This is a genomic window from Agromyces sp. NPDC127015 (genome assembly GCF_042725165.1).
Classification (GTDB): Bacteria; Actinomycetota; Actinomycetes; order Actinomycetales; family Microbacteriaceae; genus Agromyces; species Agromyces chromiiresistens.
In genome coordinates this window covers 400424-413804 of sequence record NZ_JBHXDI010000001.1, presented here as the reverse complement: position 1 = coordinate 413804, position 13381 = coordinate 400424, and the positions used below count along the sequence as shown (strand labels likewise).

At 67.9% G+C, this 13381-nt stretch carries 12 protein-coding genes; 4 read left to right on the top strand and 8 right to left on the bottom strand.

Features of this window, described 5'->3' with window-relative positions:
- The first annotated feature begins 37 nt into the window (after positions 1 to 37).
- The 4 genes from trxB (at position 38) to ACFWGP_RS01830 (ending at position 3917) form a co-directional block, all read left to right on the top strand.
- Entirely contained in the window at positions 38 to 1012 is a 975-nt protein-coding gene (gene trxB / locus ACFWGP_RS01845) for a thioredoxin-disulfide reductase (protein WP_231429253.1), read from the top strand.
- Positions 1013 to 1075: 63 nt separating this feature from the next.
- Positions 1076 to 1399, top strand: coding sequence for a thioredoxin (gene trxA, locus ACFWGP_RS01840; protein ID WP_231429252.1), 324 nt, complete (start codon positions 1076 to 1078; stop codon positions 1397 to 1399).
- Positions 1400 to 1541: 142 nt separating this feature from the next.
- Positions 1542 to 2894, top strand: coding sequence for a PLP-dependent aminotransferase family protein (locus ACFWGP_RS01835; RefSeq protein WP_376930000.1), 1353 nt, complete (start codon positions 1542 to 1544; stop codon positions 2892 to 2894).
- Between the two features lie 51 nt (positions 2895 to 2945).
- Positions 2946 to 3917: a D-alanine--D-alanine ligase gene (locus ACFWGP_RS01830; RefSeq protein ID WP_231429250.1), complete on the top strand. Its 972-nt coding sequence runs from the start codon at positions 2946 to 2948 to the stop codon at positions 3915 to 3917.
- An 85-nt stretch (positions 3918 to 4002) separates the two neighbouring features.
- Here ACFWGP_RS01830 and ACFWGP_RS01825 read toward each other — a convergent pair whose 3' ends face one another.
- The 8 genes from ACFWGP_RS01825 to rpmH all read right to left on the bottom strand — a co-directional run bounded on the left by ACFWGP_RS01825 (position 4003) and on the right by rpmH (position 13002).
- Positions 4003 to 4986 carry a ParB/RepB/Spo0J family partition protein gene (locus ACFWGP_RS01825; RefSeq protein ID WP_231429249.1) on the bottom strand — a complete coding sequence of 328 codons (984 nt, stop codon included), beginning with the start codon at positions 4984 to 4986 and terminating at the stop codon, positions 4003 to 4005.
- Complete coding sequence (locus ACFWGP_RS01820) at positions 4986 to 5879, bottom strand: ParA family protein (RefSeq protein ID WP_275507034.1); 894 nt, start codon at positions 5877 to 5879, stop codon at positions 4986 to 4988. The genes ACFWGP_RS01825 and ACFWGP_RS01820 overlap by 1 nt, the downstream gene beginning before the upstream one ends.
- A gap of 4014 nt (positions 5880 to 9893) precedes the next feature.
- Complete coding sequence (gene rsmG, locus ACFWGP_RS01815) at positions 9894 to 10529, bottom strand: 16S rRNA (guanine(527)-N(7))-methyltransferase RsmG (protein WP_275506986.1); 636 nt, start codon at positions 10527 to 10529, stop codon at positions 9894 to 9896.
- 29 nt (positions 10530 to 10558) lie between these two features.
- Positions 10559 to 11056: a R3H domain-containing nucleic acid-binding protein gene (locus ACFWGP_RS01810; RefSeq protein WP_231429247.1), complete on the bottom strand. Its 498-nt coding sequence runs from the start codon at positions 11054 to 11056 to the stop codon at positions 10559 to 10561.
- A 3-nt stretch (positions 11057 to 11059) separates the two neighbouring features.
- Positions 11060 to 12028 (bottom strand): membrane protein insertase YidC, encoded by a 969-nt coding sequence (yidC, locus tag ACFWGP_RS01805; RefSeq protein WP_231429246.1) that lies wholly within the window; start codon positions 12026 to 12028, stop codon positions 11060 to 11062.
- A gap of 9 nt (positions 12029 to 12037) precedes the next feature.
- Positions 12038 to 12484 (bottom strand): membrane protein insertion efficiency factor YidD, encoded by a 447-nt coding sequence (gene yidD / locus ACFWGP_RS01800; protein WP_231429245.1) that lies wholly within the window; start codon positions 12482 to 12484, stop codon positions 12038 to 12040.
- The gene (gene rnpA / locus ACFWGP_RS01795; protein WP_231429244.1) at positions 12477 to 12857 is read right to left on the bottom strand and encodes a ribonuclease P protein component; all 381 of its coding nucleotides are present in this window, start codon (positions 12855 to 12857) and stop codon (positions 12477 to 12479) included. Before rnpA ends, yidD begins: the two co-directional genes overlap by 8 nt.
- A gap of 7 nt (positions 12858 to 12864) precedes the next feature.
- Entirely contained in the window at positions 12865 to 13002 is a 138-nt protein-coding gene (gene rpmH, locus ACFWGP_RS01790) for a 50S ribosomal protein L34 (RefSeq protein ID WP_022889115.1), read from the bottom strand.
- Positions 13003 to 13381 lie beyond the last annotated feature (379 nt).

Here is a 13381-nt window from a genome sequence, read left to right as displayed (position 1 = left end):
ATGCCTCGGATGCCACTTGCACGAGAGGGAGCACCCGTTGCGCGACATCATCATCATCGGTTCGGGCCCGGCCGGGTTCACCGCCGCGATCTATGCGGCCCGCGCGCAGCTGAAACCCCTGCTCATCGCGAGTTCCGTCGAGATCGGCGGTGAGCTCATGAACACCACCGAGGTCGAGAACTACCCCGGCTTCCCCGAGGGCATCATGGGCCCCGACCTCATGACGGCGTTCCAGCAGCAGGCCGAGCGCTTCGGCACCGAGGTCGTGTACGACGACGTGGTCGAGCTCGAGCTCGAGGGTCCCGTCAAGCGCGTCAAGCTCGGCAACGGCGGCGTCGAAGAGGCGCGCACGATCATCTACGCCACGGGCTCGGCCTATCGCAAGCTCGGCCTGCCCGAGGAAGACGTGCTCTCCGGCCACGGCCTGTCGTGGTGCGCGACCTGCGACGGCTTCTTCTTCCGCCAGAAGACGATCGCGGTCGTCGGCGGCGGCGACTCGGCGATGGAGGAGGCGACGTTCCTCACCCGCTTCGCCGACAAGGTCTACGTGATCCACCGCCGCGACTCGCTCAAGGCGTCGAAGATCATGCAGCAGCGGGCCTTCGACAACGAGAAGATCGAGTTCATCTGGAATGCCGAGGTCGCCCGCCTGCTCGGTGAAACCGCCGTGACCGGTGTCACGCTGCGCGACACCGAGACCGGCGCGGAGCGCGACCTGCCGCTCGACGGCCTGTTCGTCGCGATCGGCAACGACCCCCGCACGCACCTCGTGCACGGCAAGCTCGACCTGACGCCCGAAGGCACGGTCGCGGTCGCCGGCCGCAGCTCCAAGACGAGCATCGAGGGCGTGTTCGCCGCCGGCGACGTCATCGACCCGCACTACCGCCAGGCGATCACCGCCGCCGGTTCGGGCGCGGCCGCCGCGCTCGACGCCGAGCACTACCTCGCCTCGATCGGCAACGAGAACGCGGCCGAGGCCGTGCTCGAGAGCGAGTTCGCCGTCGTCGACTGACACTCGGCATCCCATCGACACCGGATCAGCCGGTATCACGACGTTTCAACCAAGGAGAACGCAATGAGCGCACGCGCTGTGACCGAGGCCACCTTCGAGCAGGAGGTGCTCAAGAACGACAAGCCCGTGATCGTCGACTTCTGGGCCGAGTGGTGCGGCCCGTGCCGCGCGGTCAGCCCGATCCTCGACCAGATCGCGACCGAGCACGCCGACAAGATCGACATCGTCAAGCTCAACGTCGACGAGCACCCGAGCCTCGCCATGAAGTACCAGATCACCGCGATCCCCGCGTTCAAGGTGTTCCAGGGCGGCGAGGTCGTCAAGAGCTTCGTCGGCGCCAAGCCCAAGCCGGCCCTCGAGGCCGACCTCGCCGCCTACATCTCGTAGTCGGCGGTCGCATCGTACGAAGGACCCGTCCGGCACCAGCCGGGCGGGTCCTTCGTCGTAGCGGGATGCCTCGTGCCGCGTGCACCGCGCTCGGACACGGGCTCCCGTAACCCGTCGATCCGCCGGTTCTCCGGCAACTAGCATGGAACTCCTGAGCAGAACGGATAGCGCAGTGACCTCTGACGGCGTCCCCCAGCGGACCGGCAACAATCTCGACCCCTGGTACGCGAATTACGCCGAGAGAGCCGCCGGGTTCGCCGCCTCAGAAGTCCGGGCCCTCTTCGCCGTCGCCTCGCGCCCCGAGGTCGTCTCGCTCGCCGGCGGCATGCCGTTCGTCTCGGCGCTGCCGCAGGACCTGATCACGTCGTCGATGGACAAGGTCATGCGCGAGCAGGGCCCCGTCGCCCTCCAGTACGGCGGGGGAGCGGGCGTCCCGGTGCTCCGCGAGCAGATCCTCGAGGTGATGGCGATCGAGGGCATCGACGGCACGGTCGACAACGTCGTGACGTCGACCGGGTCCCAGCAGGCGCTCGACTTCGTCGCGAAGCTGTTCCTCGATCCTGGCGACGTCGTGCTCGCCGAGGCGCCGTCGTACGTCGGCGCGATGGGGGTGTTCCGCTCCTACCAGGCGTCGGTGGTGCACGTCGCGATGGACGAGAACGGGCTCATCCCCGAGGCGCTGCGCCAGACCATCGCGCACCTGCGCGGGCAGGGTCGGCGCATCAAGTTCCTGTACACGATCCCGAACTTCCACAACCCGGCCGGGGTGACGCTGTCGGCCGAGCGCCGGCCCGAGATCCTCGAGATCTGCCGGGCGAACGAGATCCTGGTGCTCGAGGACAACCCCTACGGGCTGCTGCACTTCGACGAGCCGGCACCGAACGCGCTCCGTTCGCTCGACCCCGAGGGGGTCATCTACCTGGGTTCGTTCTCGAAGACGCTCGCGCCCGGGTTCCGTGTCGGCTGGGCACTCGCGCCGCACGCGATCCGCGAGAAGCTCATCCTCGCGGCCGAGTCGGCCGTGCTGTCACCGTCGTCGTTCAGCCAGCTCGTCGTCTCGGAGTACCTCGCCACCGCCGACTGGCGGGGCCAGATCGACACCTTCCGCGGCGTGTACCGCGAACGCAAGGACGCGATGATCGAGGCGCTGGGGGAGTACCTGCCGCAGTTGTCGTGGACGAACCCGAACGGCGGGTTCTACGTGTGGGTCACGATGCCCGATGTCCTCGACTCGAAGCAGATGCTGCCGCGCGCGGTCAAGGAACTCGTCGCGTATACGCCCGGAACGGCATTCTTCGCCGACGGCCGCGGTCGTCACGCCATGCGCCTGTCGTTCTGCTACCCGACGCCCGAGGCCATCCGCCTCGGCGTCCGCCGCCTCGCGACGGTCGTCAACGGCGAACTCGACCTGCTCGACACCTTCGCTGGAACGGGCACGCTGCAGCTGCCGCTGACCCCAGGCGTCGAACAGGCGCCCCCATCCGACCTCAAGTAGCCCGCGAACCAAACCGTCACGTCGATTCGAGCACTGGAGAAACCCCTGATCATGAGCGAATCTGCTGGTCTTCTCGTCGTCGTCCTCGCCGGCGGCATCTCGCATGAGCGCGACGTCTCACTTCGTTCCGGGCGACGCGTCGCCGATGCGCTCACGGCGGCCGGGCACCGCGTGGTCCTGCGCGATCCCGATGCCGGGCTCCTGCCGTACCTCGCGGCCGAGCGTCCCGATGTCGTATTCCCCGCGCTGCATGGATCGAGCGGAGAGGACGGCTCGCTGCTCGACCTGCTCGCCGCGCTCGACCTCGCGACCGTGGGCTCGACCGGTGCAGCCGCCCGGCGCGCCTGGTCGAAGCCGGTCGCGAGCTCACTGGTCGCGGGCGCCGACGTCGCGGTCCCCGAGTCGATCGTGCTCTCGCACGAGGCCTTCCGCGAACTCGGTGCGGCGAGCGTGCTGCGGGTCGTGCGCGAAAGGCTCGACGGCGACCTGGTCGTGAAGCCCGGCTCCGGCGGATCGGCGCAGGGCGTCTCGATCGTCGACCACCCCGACGCGCTCGCTCGCGCGATGGTCGAAGCCTTCACGTACGACGACATCGCCGTCGTCGAGCGCCGCATCGTCGGCACCGAGATCGCGATCACGGTCGTCGACACCGGCGACGGGCCGGCGACGCTGCCCGCGGTCGAGATCGAACCGACGGCCGGGGTGTACGGATTCGACGCGCGGTACAACGCGGGGGAGACCACGTTCTACGCACCGTCGCGACTCGGCGACGACGCACTCGCGAACGCGACGGCGGCCGCGATCACCGCACACTCGACCCTCGGACTCCGCGACCTCTCGCGCGTCGACTTCATCGTGGATGCCGCGGGCACACCCTGGTTCCTCGAGGCGAACGTGCTTCCGGGGCTGACCGAGACCTCCCTCGTTCCACTCGCGATCGAGGCATCGGGATCGACGGCCTCGACGTTGTACAGCGAACTCGTGCGGGCGGCGCACACGCGTCAGGCGGCTCGGCGAGCGTGACGAACGAGGGCCCGTTCCACTGGAACGAGCCCTCGAAATCGACGGTTTTCAGTTCGTCAGGAGCCATTCTCCCGACGAGTCGTGATCACACGCCGTCGAGTTCCTCGCCCAGCTCCGTGAGAATTCGACGAAGGTCCTGAACGGTCGCGAAATCGATGCTGATCTGGCCTTTTCTGGCGCCCAAAGCGATCTTGACCCGCGTGTTGAGCCGATCGCCGAGTCGGGTCGCCAGATCGTCCAGGAAGTCCTGTCGCTTGCCGGCGGATGGCTTCACTCGCGCGGCCGCCTTCGGCTCCTGCGAGGCGATCGACTCGGCGGCGCGCACCGAGAGCTCCTCGTTCACGATCTTGTCGGCGAAGCGCTGCATCTCGGCGGCGTCACCGACCGAGAGGATCGCGCGAGCGTGCCCGGCGGTGAGCACGCCGGCTGCCACGCGGAGCTGCACGGGCTCGGGGAGCTTCAGCAGGCGAAGCGTGTTCGAGATCTGGGGACGCGAACGCCCGATGCGGTTCGCCAGTTCCTCCTGCGTGATGCCGAAGTCGGCCAGCAGCTGCTGGTAGGCCGACGCCTCTTCGAGCGGGTTGAGCTGCGATCGATGCAGGTTCTCGAGCAGCGCATCGCGCAACATGTCCTCGTTGGCGGTGTCCTTGACGACCGCCGGGATGGTGTCGAGGCCGGCGGCCTTCGTCGCACGGAGCCGACGCTCGCCCATGACGAGCTCGTACTTGCCGGGCTGGTCGGGGTGCGGGCGCACGACGATCGGCTGCAGCACGCCGAACTCTCGCACGCTGTGCACGAGCTCGGCCAGATCGTCGGGGTCGAAGACACTCCGCGGCTGCACGGCATTCGGCACGATGTCGTTCGGGTCGAGGCGCGCAAGCCGCGCACCGGGAACGGTGACCAGCTCTTCGGCGGACGCCGCTTGCTCCACCGCAGCCACCGCCGTGGCCGGCGTCGAGTCGGCGTCGGGGAAGAACACATCGACCGGGCGATTCGCCCTCGTGCTCTCATCGACTGTCGGAATGAGCGCGCCGATGCCCCGCCCGAGTCCGGTTCGCTTGCTTGCCATCAGTTCGACTCCTCGGTCTTCGCAGCGCCACGTCGGGCGATCTCGGCTGCCGCCTCACGGTACGAGAGCGACCCGCTCGACGCGAAGTCGTAGCTGATCACGCTCTGGCCGTAGCTCGGTGCCTCCGACACACGAACCGATCGGGGAATGATCGTCTCGAGCGTCTGGGTGGGGAAGTGGTCGCGAACCTCCTGTGCCACCTGCTGTGCCAGGTTGGTGCGGGAGTCGTACATCGTGAGCAGGATCGTCGAGAGTCGCAGCTCGGGATTGAGGTGCTTCTCGATGAGCTCGATGTTGCTGAGCAGCTGCGAGAGCCCCTCGAGTGCGTAGTACTCGCACTGGATCGGGATGAGCACCTCACGAGCTGCCACGAACGCGTTGATCGTCAGGAGTCCGAGCGACGGCGGGCAGTCGATGAAGACGTAATGGTACGGCTCGTCCATCGAGGCGAGGTGGGCGTCGAGCGCACGGCGGAGTCGCTGTTCGCGGGCGACGAGCGAGACGAGCTCGATCTCGGCGCCGGCCAGGTGGATGGTCGCCGGCACGCAGTCGAGGTCGTCGTGCTCGGTCGACGGCTGGATGACCTCGGCGAGGGGAAGGTCGGAGACCAGCACCTCGTACACGCTCTTCTTCTCCGAGCGGTGGTCGACGCCGAGGGCCGTCGACGCGTTGCCCTGCGGGTCGAGGTCGATGACGAGCACTCGGGCTCCCGAACGCGCAAGCGCGGCCGCGAGATTCACCGCGGTCGTCGTCTTGCCGACGCCGCCCTTCTGATTCGAGATGGTGAGCACGCGAGTCTGCGCCGGACGGGGGAGCACAGCCTCCTCGAGCGCGATGCGCCGACGGGTCTCGTCGGCAAGTTCGTAGGCCAGGGGAGTTCCTCCGTGATCGATCGATGTTTCACGTGAAACATCGGTGGTGGCATTGGGCTGCGTTGCAGCAGGCGCTGCTTGCGCCTGAGCGGATGACTCGGTGGGCGCCGCGTCCTCGGCGGGAGTGGTCGGCTCGGCGGGAGCGCTGGTCTCAGCGAGCGCCACGTCAGGCGCGACCGCCACGGCCGGCACCTCTTCCTCGGGCGCGGGCTCCTCGAGCGCGGTCGCCGCTGCGACCTGCGACATCGGTGCCGCCGTGAGTTCGACCTCGGCGAGCGGCTGCTCACCGATTCGTGCAGTTCCGTCGCTCGCGGGAGCACGCTCGATGTCGTCGGTGCCCGCCTCGGCGACCGGCGATGGCGCACTTGCAGCGGCCGAACGCTCGTCGGGCTTCTCTTCCCGTACCGCGACAGGCTCGGCGTTGGGGTCAGCGTGCAGCGCCGTTGCGGTGTCGACCGCGGCGTCTCCGACGATTTCGCGGATGAGGTCCTCGAGCAGGCGGTCGGGCCCGTGATCGGCATCGAGAGGGTGCCCGCTCGAGCCGTCCGTCCGCTCGCCCTCGTCGGTCAGCGCGGCCGCGGTCGCGGCATCCCAATCGATCGCCGCTGACGGCCGCGGATCCGCTGGGTACGCATCGACACGCGATTCGGGAGCCGCCGGAACGGCCTGGTGCGGACCTGCACTGATTGGCGGCTCGGTCACCGACGCTGCGAGTCGTTCGATGCCGGACGTCTGCTGTTCGGGCGGCAGGTCAGCCGGGGGAGTCGAGCTGTTCGAACCGTTGCCCTCAGGGATCGGGTCGACAGGCGGTTCATTCTGGTGGGAACGTCGACGATGGAACCATCCTCGTCCTCCACCAGGTGTCATGCCGTCGTCTCCCAACCGCCGCCGATCGGCCGCAAGTGGATGTCGCGACCCGAGAGTCAAGCTTAACCGTCCCGACCGACCAGCGCCCGCGAAACCGCGGTTCGAGAGAAGACTGCGCTCACCGGTGCTGCCGTTTCACGTGAAACAGCGCGGCGGGTGCACTGGGTGCTCAATGTTTCACGTGAAACGCCACCAGATCGTCCCTCAGCTGCCGACGCTCGGAGTCCTCGATCCGGGGCAGGTCGCGTGGCCCGCTCACCCGAGTCACCCGCCGCCGGCGGCTTTGAGCGGAGCGGTGTCGAGGGCTCACCAAGACGAGTGGCAAGTGCGGCGATCGTCATCCCGCCTGGCCGGGCGGCATCGACGTCGGCGTGCCCGTGAGTCGCCGCGTGCCAACACGATGTCGCGAACCGGATCAGGCTCGGCTCTTCGCGTGAGGCGCTCGACCATTGGCTCACGTGGCGCCGGTTCGCCGGGCGGGCAGTCCGCCCCGAGGAGTGCTGTCCTCCCGCGACCTCCGTCCTGGTGAGCGCGGAGGCGAGTTCGCCGATCTCCCGGAACCAGGCCGAGCGAGCTCGCCGTTCAGTGATCGGGGGAATGACCACCACTGCCACGAGCGAGCGTGATGGCTCGGGTCGCCGAGTTGAGCTCTTCGGAGCGGAGACGATGTCCAGACTCGATCATCGTGCAGTCGCCGCGTGGTCAGGTTCGTCGGCAGGAGGTCATGACGGGATCGCGGTCACACGGATCGACCCTGCCGTGCGAGTCGGAACCACGGGGAGTCCGAACCCTCGCCGCAGACTGGAGCTCAGTTCGGCGCCCGGCCATCGCGCCGCTGCGCATGCGCGTGGGGGAGTGGCACTCGCATGTCAGGCGCCTGATGTTTCACGTGAAACGTCGCGAGTACCGTCCCGAGTTCCCGAAGCTCCCCGGCTGTCATGGCATCACGCCGATCGATGCCGGAGCACGCGAGCTCTCCACGCTCGCACCCGTCGATGTGGCGACGCCGGCCGAATCCGTGACTGCGTGCACCTCACCGGCCACGGCGCATTCGCCGTTTCACGTGAAACGAACTCCAACTGCTCACCATCAGCCACTCGCAACGGAGACAATACCTGGCGGAGTCGGGAGACTGTGTGCGCTCGGCGACGAACGCATTCGATCCTCGGTCACAGACTCCGCCAACCGACTGACACGAACGGCTCGCTGATCGATCCGAGGGGCGGTGGACGTGAACGGGGTCGCACAAATTGCCGCTGGAATCGAGATGTCGACCGACGAGCCCGGCCTCAATCGGCCCACAGGCGCTGCCGAGCACTCCCAGCGGCCAGCCCTTCGCGTCAGGTTCAGCAGTGCGCTCTGCCCTGCAGGGTTGAATGCCACGTGATGGCTCTCGAAGGCTGAGGCCACCCGCCGGCCATGGGGGAGCGGCCGATCAGCTCGGGATGCGCCAGACCCCAACCGCGGGGCACTCGCCCAAGGTGCCCGCCGTCGCTCTCACGAGGCGGTCAGACCGGCCGCACCCGAAGCTGACCCGCCTCACGGCGGCCCGGTCGAGCCACGAGCCGTTCCGACCATGTGAGCCATTTCAGCCGCAGAGCCTCCCAACTCGGGCCGCCGCTTTGGGCCGAACGGCCCGAGGGTCCGACATCCAAGGTGACGGCGCGGCCGCAACGCGCCCAGCAGAGCGAGCGGCATCCGGCGACCTCCCCACACGAGTTGCGACGTCCGCTCTCGGTACGAAGCCCTGACCGGCCGCATCCTGAACGAACGGCAACCACGATCGGCGCACTCGATCTGCCTCACTGTGCAGATCACCGTGCATCCACGACGCGCTCGGCGATCCAATCAGGCACGACCGACGGTGCAGCGAAGGATCGGGGGGCGCATCGAAGGAGTCAACCCACCGACCGTGCCGAGTCGCTCTCCGAACGGGTCGCACCGGGGAAGAGCCACATCGCTCCCATCACGCACCCGGACTCCCCAGCTCTCCCACGCGCCCGTCGCCCGTCCAGAGATGGACTCGATCGCCTTGGAACCCGGTGTCGCGCGACACTCAAGATTCGCCCCACACACCCCCCAATTCACCGACCCGCTCCAACGAAACGGAGGCCGGCTGGAGGAACTCCCGGGGCAGACACGCGTGGCCTTTGGGCCGCCAGTTCAGCCAAGCACCGTGCCACGTCCCCCTGACGTCTCGACCTCCCTGATGTGCCTCATCGCGGCTGCGCCCACCCGGATGCCGTCCGCGCGACCGAGCGATGGTCGCGTCGACGCCACCGTTTGACGTGAAGCACATGTGCGACCCATCAGGACGACCAACCCGTTCTGCTCACGCCGGCGACGCAGCATCCACCGGCCGGCCACCATCAGGTTCATGAAGTACCCGTGCCGTGGGACTCGTCGCGAACGTTCGCCCCGGGCGCTCGGCGCGACGACTCCGGCGGCATTGGTCCGTGCTGGAGCGGGCATCCAAGCCCCACTGCTGTGCTGGTCGACCCAGCACTGCGCCAACAGGGCTGGCGCATCCTCGCGTTCGACCGAGATCGCGCAATACGAGCGCTGCTGCACGGGTTCGTGGCCGCGGCGGTGACCGAGCTGTTCGATCGGGTGCGGGAACGCGTCGACTTCAGGTCGCGAAGCCCATCGGCCCGCACACCCCTCCCGAACGCACGCGTGATCGCGCGCGGCGTCCTCGGCGCCTGGCTCACGCTGCCACTCGCAAGGCCCGTGATCATCGACACCTTGAACGGACGACCGAAGATCGTCTCGCCGCCGGTGGCACAGACGACTCCTCCTGGCCGCGGGGGAGCGCAGTGTGGCGACGGGTGCAGGCACGCTGACGATGGGCGGCGGCAGGCACAGTCCCGTCCGGCACGGGCGTGGCACGCGTCACCGCTCAGACACGGGAAGGTGATCGATATGGTCCCGCGCACGCGAAGCGCACGCGAAGCGGACGCGAACGTACATGCCCGCGACTGCTCACGACACGACACCGAAGGACCGCCGCCTGGGGGACTACACGACACCGCGGGAAGCGGCGAGTCTCCAGCCGAGGCCGCGATAGAACCCTGCGCTCGACAGCTCGCCGGCACCTGCCACGCGTTTCACGTGAAACGACAGGGTCCGCAGAGCACGGCGGTGCAGCCGACCGCTCGATTCACCCGATCAGTCGACTACGGCGCGGAACACGCGGGTGACTTCCGAGTCGGGCACGACGCCCTCACCCAGCAGAAGCACCTCGACGTCGCGCAACCGGTACTTGCGAATGACCTTCTCGGCCTTGCCGATCTCGCCGTCGACGCCTGCGCCCTTCATCAGCACGAGCTCGCCGCCGGGCCGAACCAGGGGAGCGGTCACGGGAATCAGCGTGCGCAGTGCGCTCACGGCTCGCGCGGTCACCTGGTCGAGCGACTCGAACAGCTTCGACTCCTCGGCTCGCGCGCGCACGACCGTCACGTTCGAGAGGTCGAGTTCCCTCGCCTGTCGCTCGAGCCACGCCACCCGACGCTCCATCGGCTCGATCAGCACGAATTCGACATCGGGGCGTGTGATCGCGAGCACGATGCCGGGCAGCCCGGCACCGGAGCCGACGTCACCGACGCGGCCGGGTCGCAGCAGCGGCGCCACCAGGGCGCTGTTGACGATGTGCCGGGTCCACAACCGGGGAAGTTCGAGCGGGCCGATCAGGCCGAGCTCTTCACCATGGCGCGCAAGGGCGGCGGTGAACGCACGGCCCTTCTCGAGATGCTCGCCGAACAAGCCTGCGGCGGCTGCGGGTTCGGGTTCGAGTCCGTCGGTCATCGTTTCACGTGAAACGTCGGGCGTCGGCGTCAGCCGACTCGGGTGATGACCGTGTGACGCTCGGAGCCCTCGCCGCGCGACTCCGAGTGGAAACCCTGCTCGGCGACGAGGTCGTGCACGAGCTTGCGCTCGTACGACGACATCGGGGGGAGCGAGGCCTCGGCCGCGCCGCCCTCGATCCGCTCGACCGCGCGCGTCACGAGCGTCGCGAGCTCGTCGCGGCGCGCGTCGCGCGAGCCGCCGATGTCGAGGATCAGACGTGAGAACGAGCCGGTCTTCGTCTGCACCGCCAGGCGAGTGAGCTCCTGGAGTGCGCTCACGGTCTCGGGCTTCGAGAGCAGGCGCAGGTTGGCACCGTCACCGGCGTTCACCGAGACGTACGCACGGCCGTTCCGGGCGTCGATGTCGATGTCGCCGTCGAGATCGGTGATGTCGAGCAGTTCCTCGATGTAGTCGGCCGCGATGTCGCCCTCTTCTTCGAGCTGGGCGGTCGAACGCTCTTCGGCCTCGTGCTGCACGTCGGTCATGGTCTACTTCCCCTGCTTCTTGGCGCGCGACTTGCTCATCGGCTGCTGGCGCTGAGTCTTCTTCTCTTCGACGACGATCGTCGTTCCCTCGTCCTTGTCCTCGACGACGAGCTTGCCCTTCTTGGCAAGGCGGGCCTCGCGCGCCTTCGCCGCCTCGCTGCCGGGAGTCGGCATGTTGCGGATGACGACGAACTGCTGACCCATGGTCCAGAAGTTCGAGACGAGCCAGTAGAACATGACGCCGAGCGGGAACGCGACGCCCGAGAAGGCGAACACGAGGGGGAGGAGGTACAGCAGGATGCGCTGCTGACGGAACATGGGGCTCGCCTTGGTCTCGGGCGACATGTTCTTCGACACGATCTGCAGCTGCGTGATGAACTGCGACGCCGTCATGAGCACGATCATCGCGAGGGCGATGAGCATCGTGTTGATGCTGAACGGCTGGCCCGCGACCATGAGGTTCCACTCGCCGATGAAGGTCGAGTTGAGCGGGGCACCGAGGAACTCGGAGTTGGCGAACGAGTTCGCGAGCTCCTGGGTGAGCAGGCCGACACCGGCCTTGTCGTGCTGCGCGTCGTTGAGCACCGAGAACAGTGCGAAGAAGATCGGCATCTGCAGCAGCAGCGGCAGGCACGACGACAGCGGGTTGGTGCCCGTCTTCTTGTAGAGCTCCATGGTCTCGCGCGACATGGCCTCGCGCGAGAGCTGATCCTTCTTGCCCTTGTACTTGTCCTGGATCTTCTTGAGCTGCGGCGCGACCTCGAGCATGCGGCGCTGGCTCTTGATCTGACGCACGAAGATCGGGATGAGGGCCGCACGCACGACGAGCACGAGGCCGACGATCGACAGCACCCAGGTGACGCCGGCGTTCGGGTCCATCCCGATGAAGTCCCAGAACGAGTGGAAGGCGACGAGGATCAGCTCGACGGCCCACTTGATGGGCCAGAGGATCAGGCCGATGAGTTGGTCCATGGGTGGCGGTCAGTCCTTTCGGGACGGGCTGGGGGAGGAGATCATGGCGGCTGCGGCGGGCTGCACCCGCTGCGCCGAGAATTCGAAGGATGCCTCGTGGCCGGTGTGCGACGCACCGTGCACGTGAGCGGCCGGAGCCGAGGCATCCGCCTTCACGTAGCCCGCGGGGAGCACCCAGCCGAAGCGGGTCACGCGGTACCGGTCATGGCGAGCCGGGCGCACGTCGTCGATGCCGCCGGGCGACCACGGATTGCAGCGGAGGATGCGCCAGCCGGTGAGCAGCGACCCGATGACGAGACCTCGCTGCTGCACCGAACCGAGGCCGTACGCCGAGCACGACGGGTAGTAGCGGCAGACGTCGCCGTACAGGGGCGAGATCAGCTTGCGGTAGCCGCGGATGAGGAGCACCCCGAGGTTGCGGGGGATGAGTACGACGAAAAGGGCGAAGTCACGCATGCGACTCGCCCTGTTGCTGTTGCGCCGGCACCGACGTGCGCACGCGGCGCTTCTCGATCGCGCGGATCACGTCGGCCCGGAGCGAGGCCCAGTCGGCCTCGGCCGCCGACGGGAGTGCCCGCACCACGACGTCGGTGCCCGCGAAGCCGTCGCCGAGCACCTCGTGGCACGCCGCCTTCAAGCGGCGGCGGACGAGATTGCGACGCACGGCGCCGCCCACCTTCTTCGAGACGATGAAGCCGAAGCGCGCGTCGGTGCCCGACTCCCGTGAGCGCATGTAGCTCACGGTGTGGGCACCGGCGACCTTCGCACCCCGGCGCACGATGACTCGGTAGTCGTCGGCGCTCGTGATGCGATTGGCTTTGGCGAGCACCGACGAATTACGCGGACAGTTCGGTGCGGCCCTTGGCGCGGCGCGCCGACAGGATGGCACGGCCCGCGCGGGTGCGCATGCGAAGGCGGAAGCCGTGCTTCTTGGCACGACGACGGTTGTTCGGCTGGAACGTACGCTTGCTCATTCTTCTTCTCCGGCTGTCGAATCTCCTCGCCGGGAAGTGGCTGCGACAGGTGCTGCAGCGCGGCGGCGGGAAAACTGGGTGCCCGAAAGGGCTGGGGTCAACTGATTAAAACTACGGCCTCGACGGCCGCCGGTCAAACCGGCGGGAGCGCACGAGCGCGCAATTCGAACCCCACAGTATCGCTCGAACCTCGATGCATCCTGTGGAACGACACGCCCGCGATGTCGGATCCTCCGATCGGCATTTGTCGGGGGCGGCATCCTCGGATAGCGTTTGACACCAGTTATCCCCAGCTTCGTGCGCGGAATCCCGGGCGAGTTCCCGAATCTCCCCACAGGCAGTGGAAAACGCTGTGAACACACGCCTCGCGCCGCTCGCT

Bases quoted from the DNA above. Each gene is read 5' to 3' on its own strand.
- rpmH (WP_022889115.1), bottom strand. From the start codon at position 13,002: ATGAGCAAGCGTACGTTCCAGCCGAACAACCGTCGTCGTGCCAAGAAG.
- ACFWGP_RS01825 (WP_231429249.1), bottom strand. From the start codon at position 4,986: ATGGCAAGCAAGCGAACCGGACTCGGGCGGGGCATCGGCGCGCTCATT.
- ACFWGP_RS01810 (WP_231429247.1), bottom strand. From the start codon at position 11,056: ATGACCGACGTGCAGCACGAGGCCGAAGAGCGTTCGACCGCCCAGCTC.
- yidC (WP_231429246.1), bottom strand. From the start codon at position 12,028: ATGGACCAACTCATCGGCCTGATCCTCTGGCCCATCAAGTGGGCCGTC.
- rsmG (WP_275506986.1), bottom strand. From the start codon at position 10,529: ATGACCGACGGACTCGAACCCGAACCCGCAGCCGCCGCAGGCTTGTTC.
- ACFWGP_RS01835 (WP_376930000.1), top strand. From the start codon at position 1,542: ATGGAACTCCTGAGCAGAACGGATAGCGCAGTGACCTCTGACGGCGTC.
- yidD (WP_231429245.1), bottom strand. From the start codon at position 12,484: ATGCGTGACTTCGCCCTTTTCGTCGTACTCATCCCCCGCAACCTCGGG.
- ACFWGP_RS01830 (WP_231429250.1), top strand. From the start codon at position 2,946: ATGAGCGAATCTGCTGGTCTTCTCGTCGTCGTCCTCGCCGGCGGCATC.
- trxA (WP_231429252.1), top strand. From the start codon at position 1,076: ATGAGCGCACGCGCTGTGACCGAGGCCACCTTCGAGCAGGAGGTGCTC.